Genomic DNA, 22,474 nt, shown 5'->3' with positions numbered 1-22,474 from the left:
CCCGGGCCCCCCCCCCCCCGCCGGCCGCCGCCCCCCCCCCCCCCCCCCCCCCCCCCCCCGGGGGGGGGGGGGGGGTGGGGGGGGGGGGGGGGGGGGGGGGGGGGGGGGGGCACCCCCCCCCCGCCCCGCGCCCGCCGCTCAGCCCGCCTCGACCTCCGTGCGCTCCCCGCCCCACAGCGTGTGGAAGGAGCCCTCGCGGTCCACCCGGCGGTAGGTGTGCGCCCCGAAGAAGTCCCGCTGGCCCTGGGTGAGCGCCGCCGGCAGCCGCTCGGCGCGCAGGGCGTCGTAGTACGCGAGCGCCGCCGAGAAGCCCGGCACCGGTACGCCCTGGCGGGTCGCCGCCACGACCACCGCGCGCCAGTCCTCCTGCGCCGCCCCGATCTCCTCGCCGAACCGCTTGTCCGAGAGCAGGCTCACCAGCTCCGGCTCGGCGTCGTACGCGGCGCGGATGCGGTCCAGGAACGCCGCCCGGATGATGCACCCGGCCCGCCAGATCGCCGCCACCGAGCCCAGGTCCACGTCCCACCCGTACTGCTCGCTGCCGGCCCGGATCTGGTGGAAGCCCTGGGTGTACGACACGATCTTCGAGGCGTACAGCGCCTGCTCCACCTGGGCGGCGAACGCCTCGGCCGCCTTCTCGTCGAGCGGCTCGGGCACGGGCCCGGCGAGGGCGCCGGACGCCTCGCGCAGGTCCGCGTGGCCCGAGAGGGAGCGGGCGAAGACCGCCTCGGCGATCCCGGACACCGGCACCCCGAGGTCCAGGGCGATCTGCACCGTCCACCGCCCGGTGCCCTTCTGCTCGGCCCGGTCCTGGACGACGTCGACGAACGGCTTCCCGGTCGCCGCGTCCTCGTGGGCCAGCACCTCCGCCGTGATCTCGATCAGATACGAGTCGAGGCGGCCCGTGTTCCAGCCCCGGAACGTTTCCGCGATCTTGGCGGGGGAGTACCCGGCGACCGTGCGCAGCAGGTGGTAGGCCTCGGCGATCAGCTGCATGTCGGCGTACTCGATGCCGTTGTGCACCATCTTCACGAAGTGGCCCGCCCCGTCGGGGCCGACGTGCGTCACGCACGGGGTGCCGTCCGGCGCCTTCGCCGCGATCTTCTCCAGGAGCGGGCCCAGCGACTCGTACGACTCGGCCGAGCCGCCCGGCATGATGCTCGGGCCGTGCAGTGCGCCCTCCTCGCCGCCCGAGACACCGGCGCCCACGAAGTGGATGCCGCGCTCGCGCAGCTCGCGCTCGCGCCGGCGCGTGTCCTCGAAGTGCGCGTTTCCGCCGTCGATGATGACGTCGCCCTCGTCGAGCAGCGGGGCGAACTCCTCGATCACCGCGTCCGTCGGCTCGCCCGCCTTCACCATCACGACCAGCCTGCGCGGCCGTTCGAGTGCGGCCACGAACTCCTCGGGCGACTCGGCGGGCACGAACCGCCCCTCCTCGCCGAACTCCTCCACCAGCGCCCGCGTCTTGGCCGCCGTCCGGTTGTGCACCGCCACCGTGAGGCCGTTGCGAGCGAAGTTGCGGGCGAGGTTGCGCCCCATGACGGCGAGTCCGGTCACGCCGATCTGGGCTGTTCCACTCATGGCTCTGCTCCTCGGATCATCGGGTGCGCTGCTCGGTCAACCCTACGGAAGACCGCAAGCCGCGCGACTCGGCCCGCATTCCCCTCGAAGGGTGGGTACGCACTCTTGTCACGGTCCGTTCAGAGCCCCTAGTTTGGCGGCTCCCGATGCGTTCGAGGGGGACCCATGTCCGTACGCGGGCGGCACCGCCGCTACCAGCCGGGCCGTATCAACCGGGCTTCGCTGACGGTGACGGCGGGCGGGGCGGGCATGGCCCTGCCCCTGATCGGCGCGGGGGCGGCCCACGCCGCGTCCCTGGACGTCTGGGACAAGGTCGCGGCCTGCGAGTCCACCCACAACTGGAAGATCAACACCGGCAACGGGTACTACGGCGGGCTCCAGTTCAGCCAGTCGACCTGGGTGGCCTACGGCGGCCGGCAGTACGCCCCGCGCGCCGACCTCGCCTCGCGGAGCGAGCAGATCGCCGTCGCGGAGAAGGTGCTCGACGCCCAGGGCCCCGGCGCCTGGCCGATCTGCTCGGGGGAGGCGGGTCTGACCCGCGCCGCCGCGCACACGGCACATCCCACCCACGCCGCGCACACCACCCACACCGCCCCCGCGGTCCAGGAGCACCACGCGCGCGTGGTGAAGAAGGCGGCGCCCCAGGCGAGCCCCACCGCGGTCCCCGGCAAGCGCGAGGGCTACACGGTCGTCCCCGGCGACTCCCTCTCCCGGATCGCCCACACCGAGCACGTCAGGGGCGGCTGGCACGCGCTGTACACCGAGAACCGCCGGGTCGTGGGCGCCGACCCCGATCTGATCCTGCCGGGCCAGCGCCTGTCCTTACCGGACACGGCGGCCCCGCCGAAGACCCGCCCCGCGCCGCGGCCGGCGCCCGAGCAGAAGCGGCCCGCCAAGCCGCAGCCGAAGAAGCCCGCCGCCCCGCACAAGCAGCCGGCCCCCAAGCAGGTCGTCCACAAGAGCGGCGCCTTCGCCGCACCCGTGGACGCCGGGCCCAGCACCCCGTACCACAAGGCCGGTTCGTCCTGGGCGAGCGGCTACCACACGGGGGTCGACTTCCCCGTCTCTACCGGGACCTCGGTACGTGCCGTGGCCACCGGCAGGGTCGTGGAGGCCGGCTGGGGCGGCAGTTACGGCTACCAGGTGGTGATCCGGCACAGCGACGGCCGCTACAGCCAGTACGGCCATCTCTCGGCCGTGAACGTCCGCTCCGGACAGCAGGTCAACACCGGCCAGCGCATCGGGCGTTCGGGCTCCACCGGCAACGCCACCGGACCGCATCTGCACTTCGAGATCCGTACCGGGCCCTCGTACGGGTCGGACATCGACCCGCTGGCCTACCTCAGGGCGGGCGGCGTAAGCCTCTGACCGGACGTGGTGCTCTCGGCGCTCTGACCGGGCGCCGGGATCCCCGGCAGGGTCGCGGGCGCGGGCCGTGAGCGGCGGGAGGCGGCGCCAAGACGCTCGGTGGTGAGCAGGACCAGTCCGCCCGCCGCCACCGCGCCGCTGGCGAGGGCGAAGACCAGCCCGGCCGTCCCGTAGCGGAACTCCTCGCCGAAGAGCGTGAGCCCGACGGTCGCCGCGACCACCGGGTTGACGACCGTCACGGTCGCCAGCGGCGCCGCGAGTCCGGCGCCCCGATAGGAGGCCTGGGAGAGCAGCAGGCCCGCGGCGGCGAGCACCGCTATGGCCAGCAGGCTGGGTACCTCGGTGAGCTGCAGACCCTTGCCCCAGTCCTCGGCCACCAGCTTGGTGAAGACCGACGCCATGCCGAAGGAGACGCCCGCGGCGGCGGCGAGCAGCACACTGCGCACCACCGGCCCGTGCACCGCGCGCGAGGCGAGGAAGAGCACCGCCATCCCGCCGAAGGTGACCGCCGCGAGGAGCAGCCGCTGTCCGCCGTCGACCGAGTCGGCGTCCGCGTCGGTGGTGAGGGCGAGCAGCCCGGCGAGGCCGGCCGTCGCCATGAGGGCGCCGCGCCAAGCCGCCGCACCCGCCCTGCGGCGCACGAACACGGCGGCCATCGGCAGCGCGAAGACGATGGTCAGCGCGCCCAGCGGCTGGACGAGGGTGAGCGGTCCGCACGCGAGCGCCACCACGTGCAGCAGGGCGCCGAGACCGTTGAGTGCCACGGAGCCCCACCAGGCGCCCTGGCGGAGGTACGTGCTGTCGGGGGAGGCCGCGGCCACGCGCTCCTGGACGATCGCCGCGGCCGCGTACGCGACGGCGGAGACCAGGGAGAGCAGCACGGACAGGGCAAGGGCACTCATGCATCCACGATCCCTCGCCGATCGCCTCCCGTCGTCGTCCTTGAGACCGCATTGACACGTACTGCCATAGGAGTAGGCCCCTACTCCAGAAGTCGTCCATACATCGGACATTCGGCACAACTGCTGGTCGGGAGGGGTGGGATGGGGCTGTTTCGGCCATGTATGGGATGAGGGATGTCCATTAGTAGTCGAAAATATGTTCGATCGAAAATCTGTAAGAATCACGGTTCCGTGGCCGCTCGCGCCACGGTTCGTGCGGAGGGAGACGAAGGGTGGATCTGGCGGCGGTGGCCTCGGTCGGCGGGTTCTTCGCGCTGCGCACCGGACCGGCCGAGGGTGCGCACCTCCCGCTGGCGCGCCTTTACGCGGGGGAGGGCGGCCCCCTCGCCACCCGGATCGACACCGTGACCGCCGCCCTGCGCGCTCCCGACCGTCGCACCGGCGCCTCCATCGCCCACCTGGGACTCGTCGCCCGTCTCTGGTCGATCGCCCTCGGCTCCGCCGTGCTCCACGGGGAGCTGCCCGACCTCGACCCGGCCTCCCTGGCCTGGGACGGCGCCCGGAGCACCCCCGACGACCTGCTGCTCGACCGGGTGCGGCCGCTGCCCGGCACCGCCGAGACGATCCGCGAGAGCGTCCAGTACGGGCACCTGGTCCCGCTCGCCGAGGCCCTCCGGCGCGACACGCCCGTCTCGTCCGGCCTGCTGTGGGGCAACGCGGGCTCCGCGCTCGCGGGGGCCGTCCGCGAGCTGCACCGCTGGGCGCTGCGCGTGGACCGCCCGGACGCGGCCCGGCGGGCGCTGGAGCTCGGCGCCGAGCTCTTCGCCCACCCCGACCTGGCGGACACCGGCACACCGCTCCCGGGCCCCGCCTTCCGGCGCCGCAGCTGCTGCCTGTACTACCGCTGCCCGGGCGCGGGTCTGTGCGGCGACTGCGTCTTCGACCGGCCGCCCGCGCGCCCCTGACCGGGGCCCCGAGGGTCCGCGGTTTGGTGTGCGGCGCCTCGCTCCGTACGATTGCGCTTTTGGGAACTTCCACACGCGGACGAAACCGCGCATGACCGAGGAACGGCGACGGCGATGACGGTGACAGAGGACATCCAGGACCAGGGGTACGGTCCCGGCATCGGCCAGGAGTCCGGCGAGGGCGACGTGGAGTACGGCCCCGGGATCGACCCCGAGCGCCTCGCCGTCTGCCTCAGTGTGCTGGACGAGCTCGACACCATCGAGGTCGACCACCCGGACGCGATCGCCGTGCGCCGCGCCACCGCCGCGATCTACCGGACCGTGAAGCAGCGCCGCCGCCAGGAGCGCCGGGCCGCCAAGACCGCCCACGACCGGGCCGTCACGCACGCGACCGCCACCGGCTCCGCCGAGCGCATCGACGACGAGACCGAGGGCATCCTGCCGTCGTCCGCGACCCCGACCGGCCAGATCGCGGGGGTGCTCCAGCGCCCGCGCTCCTGCTACATCTGCAAGACGCGGTACGTCGAGGTCGACTACTTCTACCACCAGCTCTGCCAGAAGTGCGCCGCCGAGAACCGGATGCGCCGGGAGGCCCGCACCGATCTCACCGGCAAGCGCGCGCTGCTCACCGGCGGCCGGGCGAAGATCGGCATGTACATCGCGCTGCGGCTGCTGCGCGACGGCGCCCACACCACCATCACCACCCGCTTCCCCAAGGACGCCATCCGCCGCTTCAGGGCGATGGAGGACTCGGCGGAGTGGATGCACCGCCTGGAGGTCGTCGGCATCGACCTGCGCGACCCGGCGCAGGCGGTCGCGCTCGCCGAGCAGACCGCCCAGCAGGGCCCGCTGGACATCCTGATCAACAACGCCACCCAGACCGTGCGCCGGCTGCCCTCCGCCTACGCCGCCCTGGTCGACGGCGAGAGCGCCCCGCTGCCCGCCGGTGAGCTCCCCGCCCACCACGTCATCGGCGCCTTCAACTCCGGAGCGGTCGGTGATCTTGGCGGACTGACCGCGCTGCCGCCGGGCACCTCCGGCCTCGACGCCCAGAAGGTCGCGGACCTCGCCCTGGTCGCGGGCAACGCCAGCATCGCCAGGCACCACGACGGCACCGCGATAGACGCGGGCGGGCTGCTGCCGGACGTCGTCGACACCAACACCTGGGTGCAGTCCATCGACCAGATCTCCCCGGTCGAACTGCTGGAGACCCAGCTGTGCAACTACACGGCGCCGTTCATCCTGATCAGCATGTTGCGCCCGGCGATGGCCGAGGCCGCCCGCAAGGCGCCGAAGGGCCGGGCGTACGTGGTGAACGTCTCCGCGATGGAGGGCGTGTTCAGCCGCGGCTACAAGGGCGCCGGGCACCCCAACACCAACGCCGCCAAGGCCGCCATGAACATGGTCACCCGGACCAGCGGCCAGGAGATGTTCGAGACCGACAAGATCCTGATGACCTCGGTCGACACCGGCTGGATCACCGACGAGCGCCCGCACCACGACAAGCTGCGGCTCGCCGAGGAGGGCTTCCACGCCCCGCTCGACCTGGTGGACGGCGCCGCGCGCGTCTACGACCCGATCGTGCGCGGCGAGGCGGGCGAGGACCTGCACAGCGTCTTCCTCAAGGACTACGCGCCCGGGAACTGGTAGACCGCACCGCCGCGCGCACCCGTGGCCGGACTCCTCGACGGGGTCCGGCCACGGGTGCGTCCGGACGCCACGCCGTGCGGTCACCGGCCGCTGACCGGCCGTCCTCACCCGGACGGAGCACAGGGGGCGGCCCCGCGTGGCGCGCGCCGCCGGGCGGCAGATCATGGCGGGAAAGGGGCCGTGCGGAACGCGCGGTGAAGGAAAGATGACGCAAAGGAAACGGCCCTATCGAGCAGGGACCCGCTCATTTGGTTACTCTGACTCCGACGGAAGACATCAAAGGATCGACCAGTCCTCGATGCCCGTTCCGGAACCGGCCCGCACACTGGGCCGAGCTTCCGACAGAGTGCCGGCGCCACCGCGTCAGAACTGCCCCTGACCCCTGCCCCAGGGCGGCCGGCGACCGGGAAGAGACCGGAGCCGCCAGTACGCCCAGGGTTACGCGACACAGAGGAGTGCGCGGTGACACCAGAGACGACGACACGCGAACAGCGGACGCCCGAACGGAACGACCGGCCCGGACGGCCCGAAAAGCTCCGCAACCTGGAGGTCTGGGCCCGTTCGGCCCCGATCCGGCTGGCCGGCTACGAGGACGACCTGGCCGAACCGCACATCCTGCCGGGCGTCGACTGAGCGGCCCGGCACCGCCGGGGCGGGTCCGCCCCGGCCCCGCGTACCTGTGCCCCCTGTTCCGGCAGGGGGCGCACGTGCGTCCGGCGGTACCCACGACCCGCCGGGGACCGCTCCCGTACGGCGGCCGTCCGCTTGCGGGACCGGTGACCCTCCGGCAGACAATGAGGGACAACTCGGGGCGAATAGGTGGGAGATCTACGTGCGCTCGACCCCGCGCCGGTTCACCCTGGCGGCAGTCGTCATGTCCATCGGAGTGTTCGTCGCGGCCTGTGGCGGCGACGGCGGTGGAAGCAACGCCTCCGACGAGAAGGAGCTGTTCCTCCAGCCCGTCGCGGCGTCCGGCCCCGACCCCTTCACGGAGTCCACGGCCAAGGCCGCCCAGCCGCTCACGCCCTCCCAGCCGCCGCCGAGCGTCCCCGGCAGCCCCACGGCGACCGTGCAGACCATCAAGTCCGTCCCCGGCTCCACGCCCGGCCTCTACGGCGGCACCCAGTCGGTGGCCAGCTGCGATGTGGAGCAGCAGATCCGCTTCCTCGACGCCGACCGGGCCAAGGCGCGCGCCTTCTCGGAGACCGCCGGGATCAACCCGGACGACCTCCCGTCGTTCCTGCGCGGGCTCACCCCCGTGGTGCTGCGGGCCGACACCCGCGTCACCAACCACGGCTTCAAGGACGGCCACGCCACCGCCTTCCAGTCGGTGCTCCAGGCCGGCACCGCCGTCCTGGTCGACGACCACGGCTCACCCCGGGTGCGCTGCGCCTGCGGCAACCCGCTCAAGCCGCCCGTGGCCACGCAGGGTGCCGCCTCCCGGGGCGAGTCCTGGCCCGGCTACCAGCCGCAGCGCACGGTCGTCATCAACCGCACCACCACGGTCATCAACAGCCTGATCATCGTCAACGTCGTCAACAACACGTGGATCGAGCGGCCGGTCGGCGACCAGGGCATGCGCGACCGCGAGCGCCCCGACATCCAGATCGACCCGACGGCGCCGGTGGCCACCGACTCGCCGAGCGCGTCGGTGAGCCCGGACCAGTCCGGTCCCGCCGTCGCGCCGAGCACGTCCGCGCCGTCCACGAACAGCACGCCGCCGAGCGTGAACTGCCCCAGCCCGGCCCCGACCGTCACCGTGACGCGGCCGCCCGCGTCGGCGCCGCCGGGTGCCGCCCTGCCGAGCGTGCCCACGACCCCGGGCTGCCCGACGGCCACCGTCACGGTCAGCCCCAAGGTGACCCCAAGGCCGCCCACGGCGCCGACGGCCCCCACGGCTCCCAGCCGGCAGATCGTCCCGACGCCCTCCACCGAGCTGCCCACGCTGCCCTCGGAGCCGCCGCCGGTCTTCCCGCCGCAGCCCACCGGCGGCGGTGAGATGCCCACGGGCATGTCCGACTTCGACACCGAGCCGCCGCTGGACGCCAGACTCTCCTGACGGAACCCCCGATCGGACCGAGGATCGGAGTGACGATGGACGAGTGGCCCGCACCCACCGGTCTAGGCCTCGCCCTCAACCGCATGGGCACCTTCGACTGGGACCTCACCAGCGGGCAGATGCACATGGACCGGTCGGCGCTCGCGGTCTTCGACATGGAGCCCGAGGAGTACGACGGCCGGCCCGAGACGCTGGGCAGCCGGGTGACCCCGGCCGAGGCGGCCCGGCTCGACGCCATGGTCTCGCAGGCGCTGAAGAACGGCAGCCTCCACTACGGCGCCTACTTCCGCGTCCGGCTGCGCGACGGCACCGCGCGCTGGACGCACACCCAGGGCTATGTGCGCAGGGACGCCACCGGCCGCCCGCAGCGCATCATCGGCGTGGTCCGGGACGCCACCCAGGAGCTGACCGAGTACGCCGACCGACCCGCCGCCGACGACGAGGACCACCGCCGCCGCACCAGCGTGGTGGACAGCACCACGGCCGCCCTGGCCCACGCCCGTACCGTGCAGGACGTCATCGACGTGCTCAAGGGCTCGCACGGGCTCGAACACCTGGGCGCCACCAGCCTGGTGATGGGGCTCCTGGAGGCGGGCCGGATCCATCTGGTGGCCGAGGGCCCCGAGGGCAGCTTCGTGCCGGGCACCCGCTGGACCCGGGTCGACGAGCAGTACCCGATGAGCGAGGTGGTGCGCACCCTGGCCCCCCGGTTCATCCAGACCCCGCAGGACTTCGCCACCTCCTACCCGCGCCTGTGGCCGCACATCAGCGGACTCGGCATCACCGCCGCCGCCTATCTGCCGCTCATCGCCCAGGCCCGCCCGATCGGCGCGCTCGGCCTGCTCTACAGCGACAAGACCGGCTTCACCGCCGACGAACGCAACCTCCTGGTGGCACTGGGCAGCTCCCTCGCGCAGAGCCTCCAGCGGGCGGTGCTGTACGAGCAGGAGCACGACCTCGCGGAGGGGCTCCAGCAGGCCATGCTGCCGCGCCGCATCCCCGAGGTGCCCGGCGCCCAGATCGCGGTGCGCTACCGCTCGGCCCGCCTCGGCCGGGACATCGGCGGCGACTGGTACGACGTCATCCCGCTGCCCGGCGGCCGGGTCGGCGCGGTCATCGGTGACGTCCAGGGCCATGACACGCACGCCGCCGCCGTGATGGGCCAGCTCCGGATCGTGCTGCGCGCCTACGCCGCCGAGGGGCACACCCCGGCGACCGTGATGGCCCGCGCCTCGGTGTTCCTGCACGAGCTGGACACCGACCGCTTCGCCACCTGCACCTACGCCGAGGCCGACCTGTCGACCGGGGTGGTCCAGCTCGTCCGGGCCGGGCACGTCGACCCCCTGCTGCGGTACGGCGACGGCAGCTGCCGCAGACTGCCGGTCGAGGGCGGCCTGCCACTGGGCCTGTCGGCGGAGTTCGGACGCCTGGAGTACCCGGTCGCCACCGTCGAGCTCGACCCCGGCCAGACCCTGCTGCTCTACACCGACGGCCTGGTCGAGCAGCCCGGCGCCGACCTCGACGACGGGATGCAGCTGCTCGCCGCGCTGGTGCGGTCGGGCCCCGGCGACCTCCAGGAGCTCGCGGACCGGTTGTGCGACGTGGTCGACGACCGGGCGGGCGACGACGACGTGGCGCTCCTGCTGCTGCGCAGGCGCGCCCTGGAGGCCCCGCGGAGCGGCGGCCGGCTCCAGCAGCACGTGGCGCAGAACGACCCGGAGGCGCTCAGCTCCTCGCGCCATATGATCCGGGCGGCGGTACGGGCCTGGGGCGCCCGGGAGCGGGCCGACGAGATCGAGCTGGCCGCCGACGAGCTGATCACCAACGCGCTCATGCACACGGACGGCGGCGCGATCGTGACCGTACGGGTCCTGGCCGGGCCCGAACGGCGGCTGCGCGTGGAGGTCGAGGACCGCTCCAGTGCCCTGCCGCGCCGCCGGGAGGCGGGTGACTCCGGGGTGTCGGGGCGCGGTCTGATGCTGGTGGACCGGCTCGCCGACGTCTGGGGCGTGGAGTCCAGGGGCAGCGGCAAGTGCGTGTGGTGCGAGTTCGCCGTCCCGGAGCGGGGCGCCCGGGCCGACGGGTGAACCCGTCCGGCGTCCCGGGCGCGGCCGGGCGGTGTGGGCGCGGGGTGCGCGGAGCTGGTTAATCTGTGAGGTATGCCGGAATTGCCCGAAGTTGAAGCCCTTCGCGACTTCCTCACCACGCATCTCGTCGGCCGCCGTGTCGAACGCGTCCGGCCCGTCGCGATCAGCGTCCTCAAGACGTACGACCCGCCGCTGGACGCCCTCGACGGGCGGGCGGTCACCGGGGTCGGGCGCTACGGCAAGTTCCTCGGCATCGACGCCGACGGCCTCCATCTGGTGACCCATCTGGCCCGGGCCGGCTGGCTGCGCTGGCACGACGTCCTGCCCGACGCCCCGCCGCGCCCCGGCAAGGGCCCGCTGGCGCTGCGGGTCGCGCTGGAGGGCGGGTCCGGGTTCGACCTGACCGAGGCGGGCACCCGCAAGAGCCTCGCCGTCCATCTGGTCCACGACCTCCAGGAGGTGCCCGGCATCGCCCGGCTCGGGCCCGACCCGCTCGCGGCGGACTTCGACCGCGACCGGTTCGCCGGGCTGCTCGCGGGGGAGCGCCGGCAGCTCAAGGGCGCTTTGCGCGACCAGTCGCTGATCGCCGGGATCGGCAACGCCTACAGCGACGAGATCCTCCATGTGGCGCGGATGTCGCCGTTCAAGGCGGTGGACCGGCTGACCGAGGAGGAGACCACCGCGCTGTACGAGGCGGTCCGCACCACCCTCACCGACGCGGTGGAGCGCTCGCGCGGGCTCGCGGCGGGGCGGCTGAAGGCGGAGAAGAAGAGCGGGATGCGGGTGCACGGCCGGACCGGCGAGCCCTGCCCGGTCTGCGGGGACACCGTCCGCGAGGTCTCCTTCGCGGACTCCTCGCTCCAGTACTGCGCCACCTGCCAGACCGGCGGGAAGATCCTCGCCGACCGCCGTCTGTCCAAGTTCCTCAAATAGGCGCCGCCGCGGGGCGCCCGCGCACGTCCGCGCTCACCCCGACCGGGACAGCGTCGCGAGCGGGGACCCGTCCTGGGCCCGCACCTCGAAGCGGGAGATGTCGGCGGGCGCCAGGGCGGCGGCCCCCCGCATCGTCACCGGCGCCCCGTCCCGTACCGCCCAGGTCGCCACCGTGTCCTCCTCGCCGCCGCGCCCGACCGCGACCAGCGTGCACACCGCCGGGCCGCTCACCCCGCCCACGTCGAGCCCCACGTCGGTGCCGAACCCGGCGGGCGCCGCCGCCAGGGTCGCCGTCACCCCGGGCGCCGACGCGGTCGCCGTCCAGTGCGCGGCGGCGCGCTCCTTTGGCAGGGACAGCGCCGTGAAGGGCGCGCCCACCACCAGCGCCGCCCCGGCGGCCAGCAGCCCGAGCCGTGCCCTGCGCCGTGCCCGCAGCCGCGCGCCCACCGCGTCCAGCGCCGCGTGCAGCAGCGCGGGGGAGGGCACGGCGACCGGATCCACGCCCGGCGGGGTCCAGCGGGCGTAGGCGGCGAGTAGCGCCTCCACGCTCCCGAGCTCCTCCAGCAGGCGCGCGCAGTGCGCGCACCCCGCCAGGTGCTCCTCGAAGCGGAAGGTGTCGGCGGCGCCGAGCACCCCGAGCGCGTACGCCCCGACGTCCCGGTGCGGTTCCAGCGGCCTCATGCCGTCTGGTACGCAGACGGCGGCCCAATCACTCACCTCCCGCGCGGGAGGACAGCGAGGAGCCGGCCCACCTACAATCCGGGCGCATGCTGCGCGTACTGGCGGTCGACGACGAAGCCCCCGCCCTCGAAGAGCTCCTGTACCTCCTGCGCTCCGACCCGCGGGTGCGCAGCGCCGAGGGCGCGACCGGGGCCACCGACGCGCTGCGCCTGATCGGCGGCGCGCTGGACGCCGGGCCCGACGACGAGCAGGGCCTGGACGTCGTCTTCCTCGACATCCACATGGCCGGGCTCACCGGACTCGACGTCGCCCGGCTGCTCGCGGGATTCGCCCGGCCGCCGCTGATCGTCTTCGTCACCGCGCACGAGGGCTTCGCCGTCCAGGCGTTCGACCTGAAGGCCGTCGACTACGTGCTCAAGCCCGTCCGCAGGGAGCGGCTGGCCGAGGCGGTGCGCCGGGTGGCCGAGATGGCCGGTGACCGCGGCCCGGCGCTCGCGGAGGTACAGGCGGGCGCGCCGGAGTCCATACCCGTGGAGCTCGGCGGCGTCACCCGCTTCCTGGCCGTCGCCGACATCAGCTACGCCGAGGCGCAGGGCGACTACGCCCGGCTGCACACCGACTCCGGCAGCCACCTCGTCCGCGTACCGCTTTCCACGCTGGAGGACCGCTGGCGCGTCCACGGGTTCGTCCGCATCCACCGCAGCCATCTGGTGGCGCTCACCAGGATCGACGAACTGCGCCTGGACGCGGGCAGCATGAGCGTCCGCATCGGCGGGGCCGAGCTCCCCGTCAGCCGCCGCCATGCGCGTACCCTCCGCGACCGGTTGCTGCGCCGCGGCGGGCGCTGACGGTCCGCCGCCCATTCGCGGCGGTGCGTCAGAACAGGTGGATCGCCAGGTGTCCCAGCGGCAGGCCGAGTTCCCACGCCGGGGTCCACACCCGCGGCTCGTCCTCCGCCTCGGCGTGCTGGTCGACCCCGCCCGGCACCACCGCGTCCAGGTCCGCGGCGAGCAGCTCGGTCTCCTGGAGCCACTGCCAGGCGTCCCGCGCCAGCGCCAGGTCCGGGCCGGACCCGGTCGCCTCACGCTCCCGCAGCCGCCCGCGAACCCAGCTGTGCCACGGCCTTCCGGCCGCGGTGAGCGCACTCCACTCCTCCAGCCGCGCCACCACCCGTGCGCCGCCGACCGCGCCGTCCGACAGGAAGATCGTCAACGCCAAGGCGTTGCGTCCGGCCCTGAATTCGAGCGTCGTCGGCGGCATGAGATCGCCGGTGCGCAGTAATTCGTCGGCGATGTACTCCGCGTACATCCATGCCATCGGCACCAGCAGCTCTCCACCACTGGTCCCGTTCGTACCCTCCGGACGCATTCCGTCTCGCCTCTTTCATCGACTGTCCAGGCGCTCCAGGGAGCTCCAGGGAGCATTGAACCGGGGGCGCGCGCCCGCCGTGGCCAGAAGGGCAGGATCCGTCGTCCCCACGAGGTGCCCATGCATGTGCGGCAGCTGCTCGGCGCGTACGTCCTCGGCGCCCTCGCGCGGGACGAGGACCGCCGGGTCGCCGGTCATCTGCGCGACTGCCCGGGCTGCCGCGCGGCCTACCTGGAGGTCGCGCGGACACCGTCGATGCTGGCCCTGCTCCGCGAGGAGGACCTGGCGGACGGACCGCCGGACGAGTAGCCCGGCAGAACCCGCGCCAGGGCCCGCAGAGCATAGTACGAACGGGACTTGACGGTCCCGCACGGCACCCCCAGGACCTCGGCCGCCTCCGCCACGCTCAGCCCCCGGAAGTAGATCTGCGTCAGCACCGCGCGGTGTTCGGGGCTCAGGGTGCGCACCGCGTCCCGTACGTCCAGCGTCGCGGCCGAGCGCTCGGCGTGGTCGTCCTCCGCCTCCACGCGCGCGTCCAGCACGGCGTCGTGCACCTCGGCGGGCCGCGCCCGCCGGCTCCTGCGGGCGTCGATCGCCAGCCGCCGCCCGACGGTGAACAGCCACGGCCGCATCGAGGCGTACGGGCCCTCGAACGCCTCCGGGTGCTGCCAGGCCCGTACCAGCGTCTCCTGGAGCAGGTCCTCGGCGCGCTGGCGGTCGCCGTAGGTGAGGCCGAGCAGGAAGTGCAGCAGGGCGGGGCCGTGCTCGCGCTGGAGTGCCGCGAGGTCGGGCTCGCGGGTGTAGCGCCGCGGCGGCGCCGCGATCCGTGGGGCAGCGTCCGAGAATCCCGTACTCACCGTGGTGCTCCCTTCCCGAGAAGTCCGCAGGCCGCAGCCCGTATCCGAGCGCAGTCGGGCGCGCGGCGACAGCGGCCGGACCACCGCGTGCGACGAACGGTCGAACGAAGCGGCGAGTGGTGCGGTGAACGGTTGGGGAAGCGGGAGGGATGTGCATGATATGGATATCTGATAATAAATCAGGCAATTCCGACCTTACCTCTGGAGTCCGGTGCCATGACCAGCAGAACGAGCCGGCGGCTGGCGGTCCTCGCGGCCCTCGTCGCCGCCGCGACCGCCGGGTGCGCGGCGGAGCATCCGGCCCCCGCGCGCCTGCCGCACCACCAGGACTCCGAGCGCCCCGGTACCCCCTCGCCCGCGGGCGGCGCGGCGACGGCGGCCCCGCGCCCCTTCACACTGGTCGCCACCGGGGACGTACTGCCGCACTCCTCGATCCTCGAGCGCGCCGCGGCCGACGCGAACGGGGACGGCTACGACTTCCGGCCGATGCTCGCCGGCGTCAAGCCGGTCATCTCCCGGGCGGACCTGGCGATCTGCCACATGGAGACGGTGTACGGCCCCGAAGGCGGGCCCTTCGCGGGCTATCCCGCGTTCACCTCACCGCCGCAGGTCGCCGCCGCGCTCAAGGACGCCGGGTACGACTCCTGCTCGACCGCCTCCAACCACAGCCTCGACGACGGCGCCGACGGGATCGCCCGCACCCTGCGGGCCTTCGACAAGGCGGGCCTGCAGCACACCGGTTCGGGCCGCACCGCCGCCGAGTCCGCGAGCCCCGCGCTCCTCGAGGCGGGCGGCGCCAAGGTCGCCCAACTGGCGTACACCTACGACACCAACGGCTACCCGATGCCCGACGGGCAGCCCTGGGCCGTCCACCTCATCGACGAGAAGAAGATCGTGGCGGACGCCCGCGCGGCCCGCAGGGCCGGGGCCGACGTGGTCGTCGTCAGCCTCCACTGGGGCACCGAGTGGCAGACCGAGCCCGACGAGCGGCAACTGCTCCTCGGCAGGGCGCTCACCGCCTCGCGCACCGCGGGCCGCCCCGACATCGACCTGATCCTGGGCACGCACGCGCACATCCCGCAGGCGTACGAGAAGGTCAACGGCACCTGGATCGTCTACGGCGAGGGCGACCAGATCGCGGGGGAGATGTTCAACGACTCCGGCGCGCGCGATCCGCGCGGCAACATGAGCTCCATCGCCCGCTTCACGTTCGCGCCGCCCGCGCGGGCGGGGGCGCGCTGGGAGGTCACCCGGGCGGAGTTCGTCCCGCAGTGGATCGACGTGGAGCGCGGCCGGGTCGTCGACCTCCCGCGGGCGCTGGCCGCCTCGCCGGACCGGGAGGACTACCGCACGGCCCAGACGGAGATCCGCGAGGCGGTGCTCGGCCGCGGGGCGGCACGGGACGGCTTGACGATGGCGGTCCGGTAGGGCCCGCGCCCCCGGCTCACCCACCACCGGGCAGCGGACGAAAACGGGCCCACCAACCACCCACCCGCACACGAAGGCGGCGCCTCCGGCTCACCCGCACACGAAGACCGGACCCCACTCACCCGCACACGAAGGTTGGGCCCCAACTACGGCACCACCGTCACCGGCCAGCGGCCCGCCTTCACCAGGCGCACCGCCACCGAGCCGATGAACCGGTGGCCCGCCGACTCCGAGGCGCCCACCACCACGGCGTCCGCCTTGAGCTCCTCGGCGGCCGTCACCAGGCCGCCGTACGCGTCGCCGCGCAGGGTGTGGAACTCCCAGCGCACGGTCCACAGGTCCTTCACCCGTTCCGCCGCCGCGCGGATCTCCTGGGCGAGGCCCTCGGCGATCTCCCCGGTGGTGTCGGCGACCGGCGCCCCCATCGCGGCGCCCGCGGGCACCAGGGGCTGCACATGGACCACTGCGAGGAGCGCGTTCTGCCGCCGCGCCAGCCCGCTGGCGTAGGCCGCCGCGCGCAGCGAGGAGTCGGAGCCGTCCACCCCGACGACGATGACCTTGGGTCCGTCCGTACCGCGTTCGAAGGCTGCTGTCACACCACCGAGGCTAGTACCGCGCCCGCACGCGCCCGACAGGCGCCCCGGCGTGCCGCTCCCTAGAGTGCGGGGCATGAGTGTCAGCGAGGAGACGCCCATACCGGCACGGGCCCGGCCGTCCGCACGGCCCCGGTTCCCGAACCGGGTGCCGGAGGCCTTCGCGATGTTCTTCGCCGGGCTCGGACTGTTCTGCGGAGCGATGGCGCTGGTGCCCGCCCTGCGCCGGCTGCTGCGGCCGGTCGCCTGGTTCCTCGACCGGGTCACCGTCCCCGTCAGCGCCAACCTCGCCTACGCCGTCTTCCTGCTGCTGCTCGCCGCCGCCATCGGCGCCCGCAAGAAGGTCGCCTGGTGGCTGGTGGTCGGCTACCTCGGGCTGCTCTTCCTCGCCGACGTCGCCCTGATCGCCGTCACCGAGTGGATGTGGACCGCCAACGCACTCGTGTGCGGGGCCGCGCTGCTCGTCCTGATCCTGGCGCGCGGCGAGTTCTACGCCGAGACCCGGCGCGGCGCCGTCCACCGGGCGCTGCTCGTCCTGCTCCTGGGGCTCGGCGCGGGCGTCCTGGCCGGCTGGGCACTGGTGGAGATCTTCCCCGGCACCCTCCCGCGCGGCCGGCGGCTGCTGTGGGCGACCGACCGGGTGCTCGGCGGCCTCGCCTCCGGCGGTCAGTTCGACGGCCGCCCGCCCCGCCCGCTCTTCTTCTTCCTCGGCCTGTTCGGCGCGGTCGCCCTGCTCAGCGCCGCCACCACGCTCTTCCGCTCGCAGCGCATGGAGGCCGCGCTCCACGGCGACGAGGAGCCGCGCATCCGCGCCCTGCTGCGCGCCTACGGCCGCGACGACTCGCTCGGCTACTTCGCCACCCGCCGCGACAAGGCGGTCGTCTTCTCGCCGAGCGGCAAGGCGGCCGTCACCTACCGGGTGGAGGCCGGGGTCGCGCTGGCCAGCGGCGACCCGGTGGGCGACCCGGCGGCTTGGGGGCCGGCCATCGCCGCCTGGCTGGACGTGGCACGCAAGTACGCCTGGGCGCCCGCCGTGATGGGCGCCTCGGAGGAGGGCGCCACCGTCTACGCGCGGTACGGGCTGAGCGCCATGCAACTGGGTGACGAGGCGATCCTGCACGTGGCCCGGTTCGACCTGGACGGCCGCGAGATGCGGGTGACCCGCCAGGCGGTGCGCCGCGTCGCGCGCACCGGTGCCGGCACCCGTATCCGCCGCCACTCGGCGCTCACCGACGAGGAAATGGGCCAGATCGTCGACCGGGCCGACGCCTGGCGGGACACCGAGACCGAGCGCGGCTTCTCCATGGCGCTGGACCGCCTGGGCGATCCGGCCGACGGGGACTGCCTGCTGGTGGAGGCCTTCGACGCCGAGGGCCGGCTCATCGCCCTGCTCTCCTTCGTGCCCTGGGGCCCCGACGGCATCTCGCTCGACCTGATGCGGCGCGACCGCAGCGCGCCCAACGGCGTCATGGAGTTCATGGTGGCCGAGCTCTGCGCGTACGCCCCGAAGCTGGGCGTACGGCGGATCTCGCTCAACTTCGCGGTGTTCCGCTCCGCCTTCGAGGAGGGCGCCCGCATCGGCGCGGGACCGGTGCTGCGGCTGTGGCGCAGGCTGCTGCTGTTCTTCTCCAAGTGGTGGCAGCTGGAGGCCCTGTACCGGTCGAACGTGAAGTACCAGCCGCAGTGGTTCCCGCGCTTCCTCTGCTACGGGGACGCCGGCTCGCTCGCCCGGGTGGGCCTGGCGTCCGGCATCGCCGAGGGCTTCGTCTCCGTGCCCAGTCTGCGCAAGCTGTGGGGCAAGGGGCACCCCAGGGGGGTGAGCAGCCCGGGCAGCACCGCGGGCCTGCCCTCCATCGAGGCGCTCGGCCTGTCCGCGCCGGACGGTGAGAGGGCGGGGGAGCGGCGGCTGCCCGAGCAGGTACGGGTGCGCCACCGCAAGCTGGAGCGGCTGCGCGCCGAAGGCTGCGAACCGTACCCGGTCGTCGTCCCGTCCCGTACGCACACCCTCGCGGAGCTGCGCGAGGCCGGGCCGGGCACGGCCGCCACGGTGGCCGGGCGGGTGATGGCCGTACGCGACTTCGGCGGGGTCGTCTTCGCCGTGCTGCGCGACTGGTCCGGTGACCTCCAGCTCGCCCTCACCCGGGACGGTACGGGCGCGGAGGTGCTCGGCCGCTTCACCCGTGACGTCGACCTCGGCGACCACATCAGTGCCACGGGTACCACCGGCACCAGCGCCAAGGGCGAGTACTCGCTGTTCGTCACCGGCTGGCAGATGACCGGCAAGTGCCTGCGCCCGCTGCCCGACAAACGGCTCGGCCTGGCCGACCCCGAGGCCCGGGTGCGCCGCCGCTACCTCGACCTGGTGGCCCGCCCCGAGGCCCGCGACGTCGTACGGGCCCGCTCCACGGCCGTCCAGGCGCTGCGGCAGGGCCTGCTGGAGCGCGGCTATCTGGAGGTCGAGACCCCGATGCTCCAGCAGATCCACGGCGGCGCCAACGCGCGCCCGTTCACCACCCACATCAACGCCTACGACCTGGACCTGTATCTGCGGATCGCCCCCGAGCTGTATCTGAAGCGGCTGTGCGTGGGCGGGGTCGAGAAGGTCTTCGAGATGGGCCGCACCTTCCGCAACGAGGGCGTCTCCTACAAGCACAACCCCGAGTTCACGATGCTGGAGGCCTACCAGGCCTACGCCGACTACGACGTGATGCTCGACCTGACCCGCGAGCTCGTCCAGGGCGCGGCGACCGCCGCCTTCGGCGCGCCCCTGGCCCACAGGACCGGCCCCGACGGGCGGCTCGTGGAGCACGACATCTCGGGCCCCTGGCCGGTCAGGACGGTCTACGGGGCGCTCTCCGAGGCGCTGGGCGAGCAGGTCGACGCCGACACCGACGAGCCGCGCCTGCGCCGCCTGTGCGACCGGGCCGGGGTCCCGCACACCCCCGAGAACACCCGGGGCGACGTGGTCCTGGAGATGTACGAGCGGCTGGTCGAGGAGCGGACCCAGCTGCCCACCTTCTACAAGGACTTCCCCACCGACGTCTCGCCGCTCACCCGCCGGCACCGCCATGACCCGCGGCTGGCCGAGCGCTGGGACCTGGTGGCCTTCGGCACCGAGCTGGGCACCGCGTACTCGGAGTTGACCGACCCGGTGGAGCAGCGCGGCCGCCTCACCGCGCAGTCGCTGCTCGCGGCGGGCGGCGACCTGGAGGCGATGGAGCTCGACGAGGAGTTCCTGGACGCGCTCGAGTACGCCATGCCGCCGACCGGGGGGCTCGGCATCGGCGTGGACCGGCTCGTCATGTTCCTCACCGGTCTGACGATCCGCGAGACCCTGCCGTTCCCGCTGGTGCGCCGCCCCTGAGCCACCCGTCAGCGCGGCCCGCGCCGGTACACCCCAACGGGTGTTTTCGGCCGTGCGGGCGGTGCGCTTCAGCCGCCGACGCCGTTCACCGTGCGAGCCATGGGTCATGAAAAAGGATGAGATCCTCCCCGGGCGGCGTACGCTCCTGCGCGTCGGCGCCTGTCTGGGAGCCGCGGTCGCCGTCCGGATGCTGACCGCCCAGGACACCGGCACGCCCGAGGGCGGTGCCGCGGAGGCGACCGCGGGGCCCGCCGGGGGGCCGCAGGCCGCCGCGCCCCGGCTGAAGTCCACCGCGTACCGCCTGGAGCCGATGACCGCCGCGGCACCGCCGCAGTACCGCACCGCGCTGCCGCCCGTGCGGCGCCGGCCGTTCCTGAGCATGCCCGAGCTCGGCCCGCAGACCATGGTGCTGACCTTCGACGACGGCCCCGACCCGCGCTACACCCCGCAGATCCTGCGGACCCTGCGCGAGCACGGCGTACGCGCGATGTTCTTCGTCTGCGGCGAGATGGCCACCGACAACCGTGATCTGCTGCGCGAGATGCACGACGACGGGCATGTCATCGGCAACCACTCCTGGACCCATCCGCTGCTCATCAAGATGTCCCGGGACGCGGTACGCGACGAGATGACCCGCACCAGCGAGGTGATCGAGGAGGTGCTGGGCGAGCGGCCCCAGTGGTTCCGCGCCCCCTACGGCGCCTGGAACCGCAACTCCTTCCAGATCGGCGCCCAGCTGGGCATGGAGCCGATGGGCTGGACGCTCGACACCCTCGACTGGACGACGCCCGGCACCGAGACGATCGTGCGCCGGGTCCGGGAGGGGGCCGCCCCGGGGGTCGTGGTGCTCTCGCACGACGCGGGCGGCGACCGCTCGCAGAGCGTGGCGGCGCTGCGCACCTATCTGCCCCGGCTGCTCACCTCCGGCTACCGCCTGCGCGTACCGCCCAAGCGGCGCTGAGGGGGCGGGGGTCCGGCGCCCGTCCTTCAGCGGGTGGCGACCATGCGGGCGTAGACGACCACGTTGCCGTCGTAGCCCCGGGCCCGGGTGAAGCCGCCGCCGCAGGTGATCACCCGCAGCTCCGGGTGCCCGGTGTCGCCGTACACCCGGGCACCCGGGAAGTTGTTCTTGTCGTAGACCTCGACGCCGTACACCTCGAAGACGGCCACATGTCCGTCGTAGCGGGTCACCTCGACGTGGTTGCCCTTCTTCAGCGAGCCCAGGCCGTAGAAGACGGCGGGGCCGCGCCGGGTGTCGACGTGGCCGACCATGACGGCGGTGCCGCGCTGGCCGGGGGCGATCGCGTTCTGGTACCAGCCCGCCAGGTTGGGGTCGTCCGGCGGCGGCGCCTGCACCCAGCCGTCCTGGTCGATGCCGACCTCGATGACCGGGGCGTCGACCTTGAGCGCGGCGATCTTCACCCGGGAGACCGGCGCGTACGCCAGCGGCTCGACCGGGGCGCCGGAGCTGGCCGGGACGAAGACCTCGGGCCTGCCCGACAGCGCGGCGGCCGCGGCGGGCTGCGGGGGGCCCATCGTGACGTCCGCGCCGTTCCGCAGCAGAGCCAGACCGGTGAGCATCACCAGGGCGAGCGCTCCCCACGGCGACCGCCTCCGGTGCTCCGAGCCGCCCTCTTCCTGCCCCATCGCGCTCCCTCCAATGCCCTGCGTGCCACCTGTAGGCACGGTAAGGGCGTGATCGCACTCCGGCGATCAGGGAGAGGCGAACGGGTGGTGGCCGGCGCGGGGCGGAAGGCGGGGCCGGGGCGGCGGCCCGTCCGGGGCGGCGGCCGGGGTGACCCATCCGTGTCATCGTCATATAAAAGTTCTGACGGTCTGTGACCTGCGGGTCCGTCAGATCGGCGGCCCTCCAGCGGCGTGTCGGCTCACCAGGGTGGACCAGCGCCGACATGCGAGGTGCACAGGGCCCGGTGAGGGTTCGACGTGGGAGGCGTACTCGTCGAATTTCCCGGAGCACGGCTTTGGGGCGCCCTCCCTCGGAGGTTCAACCATGCGTGCTGCACGCGCTCTTCCGGTGGCTGTGGCCGCCTTCGCGGCGGTGGGGCTCTCGGCCCCGATCGCCGCCGCCAACTTCGGTCCCAGCAACGTCACGGTCAACCCCAGCGCGGTGCACCCGGGCTCCACGCTGACCATCACGGCCAACGGCTGCGGCCACGGGGGCATCGTGACGTCCACCGCCTTTTCCCCCACGTCCCTGTCGGGCGGGGACACCGGGTTCGCGACCGCCAGGATCCACGACCACATCAGCCCCGGTGCGTACAACCTGTCGGTCCGCTGCAACGACAACCCCAGAACGGAGACCCGCAGCTTCACGGTGCTTCCCGGCCGCGGCGCGCTGGGCGGGCTCGGCGGCTCCGCCGGTCCGACGCAGACCGAGATGGCCGTCGGCGGGTCCCTGGTGGCGCTCGCCGCCATCGGCGGCGTCGTGTTCGTCGCACGGCGCCGCCGCACGGACGGCGGGCGGATCTGACCGGCCGAACCTCCCGGACAGAGCCGAACCGCCCGGGGGGGGGGGGGGGGGGGGGGGGGGGGGGGCCCGGGGGGGGGGGGGGGCGGGGGGGGGGGGGGGGGCCCCGCCCCCCCCCCCGCGCGCCCGGGCCCGGCCCGCGAGAAAGAG

General features: G+C 73.8%; 19 protein-coding genes and 1 pseudogene. 13 read left to right on the top strand and 7 right to left on the bottom strand.

All coding sequences use genetic code 11. From position 1 onward, the window contains the following. Positions 1 to 138: 138 nt before the first annotated feature. Positions 139 to 1,581, bottom strand: coding sequence for an NADP-dependent phosphogluconate dehydrogenase (gene gndA, locus ACZ4MU_RS26655; RefSeq protein ID WP_467881394.1), 1,443 nt, complete (start codon positions 1,579 to 1,581; stop codon positions 139 to 141). Positions 1,582 to 1,746: 165 nt separating this feature from the next. Between gndA and ACZ4MU_RS26650 the strand changes: the two genes are divergently transcribed. Continuing rightward, a complete protein-coding gene (locus tag ACZ4MU_RS26650) occupies positions 1,747 to 2,949 on the top strand; it encodes a transglycosylase family protein (protein ID WP_467881392.1) in 1,203 nt (400 codons plus the stop codon). Between the two features lie 2 nt (positions 2,950 to 2,951). On the opposite strand, the pseudogene ACZ4MU_RS26645 reads toward ACZ4MU_RS26650, so the two are convergent. Beyond that, positions 2,952 to 3,851, bottom strand: a pseudogene (locus tag ACZ4MU_RS26645) (DMT family transporter); the annotation flags it as partial. A gap of 272 nt (positions 3,852 to 4,123) precedes the next feature. Here ACZ4MU_RS26645 and ACZ4MU_RS26640 point away from each other — a divergent pair. The 6 genes from ACZ4MU_RS26640 to ACZ4MU_RS26615 all read left to right on the top strand — a co-directional run bounded on the left by ACZ4MU_RS26640 (position 4,124) and on the right by ACZ4MU_RS26615 (position 11,545). Further along, the gene (locus tag ACZ4MU_RS26640) at positions 4,124 to 4,816 is read left to right on the top strand and encodes a (2Fe-2S)-binding protein (RefSeq protein ID WP_467881391.1); all 693 of its coding nucleotides are present in this window, start codon (positions 4,124 to 4,126) and stop codon (positions 4,814 to 4,816) included. Between the two features lie 114 nt (positions 4,817 to 4,930). Beyond that, the gene (locus ACZ4MU_RS26635; RefSeq protein WP_467881389.1) at positions 4,931 to 6,466 is read left to right on the top strand and encodes an SDR family NAD(P)-dependent oxidoreductase; all 1,536 of its coding nucleotides are present in this window, start codon (positions 4,931 to 4,933) and stop codon (positions 6,464 to 6,466) included. A gap of 462 nt (positions 6,467 to 6,928) precedes the next feature. Further along, positions 6,929 to 7,099: a hypothetical protein gene (locus ACZ4MU_RS26630; RefSeq protein WP_358830815.1), complete on the top strand. Its 171-nt coding sequence runs from the start codon at positions 6,929 to 6,931 to the stop codon at positions 7,097 to 7,099. A gap of 199 nt (positions 7,100 to 7,298) precedes the next feature. Then, entirely contained in the window at positions 7,299 to 8,525 is a 1,227-nt protein-coding gene (locus tag ACZ4MU_RS26625) for a DUF6777 domain-containing protein (RefSeq protein ID WP_467881388.1), read from the top strand. Positions 8,526 to 8,560: 35 nt separating this feature from the next. Next, the gene (locus ACZ4MU_RS26620; RefSeq protein WP_467881386.1) at positions 8,561 to 10,612 is read left to right on the top strand and encodes a SpoIIE family protein phosphatase; all 2,052 of its coding nucleotides are present in this window, start codon (positions 8,561 to 8,563) and stop codon (positions 10,610 to 10,612) included. A 72-nt stretch (positions 10,613 to 10,684) separates the two neighbouring features. Next, positions 10,685 to 11,545, top strand: coding sequence for an Fpg/Nei family DNA glycosylase (locus ACZ4MU_RS26615; protein WP_467881384.1), 861 nt, complete (start codon positions 10,685 to 10,687; stop codon positions 11,543 to 11,545). A 33-nt stretch (positions 11,546 to 11,578) separates the two neighbouring features. Here the strand turns inward: ACZ4MU_RS26615 and ACZ4MU_RS26610 are convergent, their stop codons facing one another. Next, a complete protein-coding gene (locus ACZ4MU_RS26610; protein ID WP_467881382.1) occupies positions 11,579 to 12,226 on the bottom strand; it encodes a zf-HC2 domain-containing protein in 648 nt (215 codons plus the stop codon). An 86-nt stretch (positions 12,227 to 12,312) separates the two neighbouring features. Here ACZ4MU_RS26610 and ACZ4MU_RS26605 point away from each other — a divergent pair, with 86 nt between their 5' ends. Then, a complete protein-coding gene (locus tag ACZ4MU_RS26605) occupies positions 12,313 to 13,074 on the top strand; it encodes a LytR/AlgR family response regulator transcription factor (RefSeq protein ID WP_467881381.1) in 762 nt (253 codons plus the stop codon). Between the two features lie 28 nt (positions 13,075 to 13,102). Here ACZ4MU_RS26605 and ACZ4MU_RS26600 read toward each other — a convergent pair whose 3' ends face one another. Next, positions 13,103 to 13,594, bottom strand: a complete 492-nt coding sequence (locus ACZ4MU_RS26600) for a hypothetical protein (protein ID WP_467881379.1) — start codon at positions 13,592 to 13,594, stop codon at positions 13,103 to 13,105. A 120-nt stretch (positions 13,595 to 13,714) separates the two neighbouring features. Here ACZ4MU_RS26600 and ACZ4MU_RS26595 point away from each other — a divergent pair, with 120 nt between their 5' ends. Further along, the gene (locus ACZ4MU_RS26595) at positions 13,715 to 13,903 is read left to right on the top strand and encodes a zf-HC2 domain-containing protein (protein ID WP_467881377.1); all 189 of its coding nucleotides are present in this window, start codon (positions 13,715 to 13,717) and stop codon (positions 13,901 to 13,903) included. Here the strand turns inward: ACZ4MU_RS26595 and ACZ4MU_RS26590 are convergent. Continuing rightward, a complete protein-coding gene (locus ACZ4MU_RS26590; protein ID WP_467881376.1) occupies positions 13,822 to 14,451 on the bottom strand; it encodes a sigma-70 family RNA polymerase sigma factor in 630 nt (209 codons plus the stop codon). The genes ACZ4MU_RS26595 and ACZ4MU_RS26590 overlap by 82 nt on opposite strands. Positions 14,452 to 14,667: 216 nt before the next feature. Between ACZ4MU_RS26590 and ACZ4MU_RS26585 the strand changes: the two genes are divergently transcribed. Next, entirely contained in the window at positions 14,668 to 15,879 is a 1,212-nt protein-coding gene (locus ACZ4MU_RS26585; RefSeq protein ID WP_467881375.1) for a CapA family protein, read from the top strand. A gap of 146 nt (positions 15,880 to 16,025) precedes the next feature. On the opposite strand, the gene ACZ4MU_RS26580 is transcribed toward ACZ4MU_RS26585, so the two are convergent. Beyond that, positions 16,026 to 16,475: a universal stress protein gene (locus ACZ4MU_RS26580; protein ID WP_467881373.1), complete on the bottom strand. Its 450-nt coding sequence runs from the start codon at positions 16,473 to 16,475 to the stop codon at positions 16,026 to 16,028. Between the two features lie 73 nt (positions 16,476 to 16,548). Here ACZ4MU_RS26580 and lysX point away from each other — a divergent pair, with 73 nt between their 5' ends. Both lysX and ACZ4MU_RS26570 read left to right on the top strand, forming a co-directional pair. Continuing rightward, positions 16,549 to 19,836, top strand: coding sequence for a bifunctional lysylphosphatidylglycerol synthetase/lysine--tRNA ligase LysX (lysX, locus tag ACZ4MU_RS26575; protein ID WP_467881371.1), 3,288 nt, complete (start codon positions 16,549 to 16,551; stop codon positions 19,834 to 19,836). A gap of 106 nt (positions 19,837 to 19,942) precedes the next feature. Continuing rightward, positions 19,943 to 20,797 carry a polysaccharide deacetylase family protein gene (locus tag ACZ4MU_RS26570; protein ID WP_467881369.1) on the top strand — a complete coding sequence of 285 codons (855 nt, stop codon included), beginning with the start codon at positions 19,943 to 19,945 and terminating at the stop codon, positions 20,795 to 20,797. Positions 20,798 to 20,823: 26 nt separating this feature from the next. On the opposite strand, the gene ACZ4MU_RS26565 is transcribed toward ACZ4MU_RS26570, so the two are convergent. Next, positions 20,824 to 21,483 carry a class F sortase gene (locus tag ACZ4MU_RS26565; protein WP_467881368.1) on the bottom strand — a complete coding sequence of 220 codons (660 nt, stop codon included), beginning with the start codon at positions 21,481 to 21,483 and terminating at the stop codon, positions 20,824 to 20,826. A 364-nt stretch (positions 21,484 to 21,847) separates the two neighbouring features. On the opposite strand from ACZ4MU_RS26565, the gene ACZ4MU_RS26560 reads away from it, so the two are divergent. Beyond that, on the top strand, positions 21,848 to 22,327 hold the full coding sequence (locus ACZ4MU_RS26560) for a hypothetical protein (protein WP_467881366.1): 480 nt from the start codon (positions 21,848 to 21,850) through the stop codon (positions 22,325 to 22,327). The last annotated feature ends 147 nt before the right edge of the window (positions 22,328 to 22,474 follow it).

The organism is Streptomyces sp. NPDC026377 (genome assembly GCF_055567715.1).
The sequence above is the reverse complement of the archived record's forward strand: the minus strand, read 5'-3'. Positions and strand labels throughout refer to the sequence as shown.

Excerpts from the sequence above, each read along its gene's own strand:
- ACZ4MU_RS26620 (WP_467881386.1), top strand. The coding sequence starts at position 8,561 with ATGGACGAGTGGCCCGCACCCACCGGTCTAGGCCTCGCCCTCAACCGC.
- ACZ4MU_RS26605 (WP_467881381.1), top strand. The coding sequence starts at position 12,313 with ATGCTGCGCGTACTGGCGGTCGACGACGAAGCCCCCGCCCTCGAAGAG.
- ACZ4MU_RS26585 (WP_467881375.1), top strand. The coding sequence starts at position 14,668 with ATGACCAGCAGAACGAGCCGGCGGCTGGCGGTCCTCGCGGCCCTCGTC.
- ACZ4MU_RS26560 (WP_467881366.1), top strand. The coding sequence starts at position 21,848 with ATGCGTGCTGCACGCGCTCTTCCGGTGGCTGTGGCCGCCTTCGCGGCG.
- ACZ4MU_RS26565 (WP_467881368.1), bottom strand. The coding sequence starts at position 21,483 with ATGGGGCAGGAAGAGGGCGGCTCGGAGCACCGGAGGCGGTCGCCGTGG.
- ACZ4MU_RS26635 (WP_467881389.1), top strand. The coding sequence starts at position 4,931 with ATGACGGTGACAGAGGACATCCAGGACCAGGGGTACGGTCCCGGCATC.
- lysX (WP_467881371.1), top strand. The coding sequence starts at position 16,549 with ATGAGTGTCAGCGAGGAGACGCCCATACCGGCACGGGCCCGGCCGTCC.
- ACZ4MU_RS26570 (WP_467881369.1), top strand. The coding sequence starts at position 19,943 with ATGAAAAAGGATGAGATCCTCCCCGGGCGGCGTACGCTCCTGCGCGTC.
- ACZ4MU_RS26615 (WP_467881384.1), top strand. The coding sequence starts at position 10,685 with ATGCCGGAATTGCCCGAAGTTGAAGCCCTTCGCGACTTCCTCACCACG.
- ACZ4MU_RS26600 (WP_467881379.1), bottom strand. The coding sequence starts at position 13,594 with ATGCGTCCGGAGGGTACGAACGGGACCAGTGGTGGAGAGCTGCTGGTG.
- ACZ4MU_RS26650 (WP_467881392.1), top strand. The coding sequence starts at position 1,747 with ATGTCCGTACGCGGGCGGCACCGCCGCTACCAGCCGGGCCGTATCAAC.
- ACZ4MU_RS26595 (WP_467881377.1), top strand. The coding sequence starts at position 13,715 with ATGCATGTGCGGCAGCTGCTCGGCGCGTACGTCCTCGGCGCCCTCGCG.
- gndA (WP_467881394.1), bottom strand. The coding sequence starts at position 1,581 with ATGAGTGGAACAGCCCAGATCGGCGTGACCGGACTCGCCGTCATGGGG.
- ACZ4MU_RS26610 (WP_467881382.1), bottom strand. The coding sequence starts at position 12,226 with ATGAGGCCGCTGGAACCGCACCGGGACGTCGGGGCGTACGCGCTCGGG.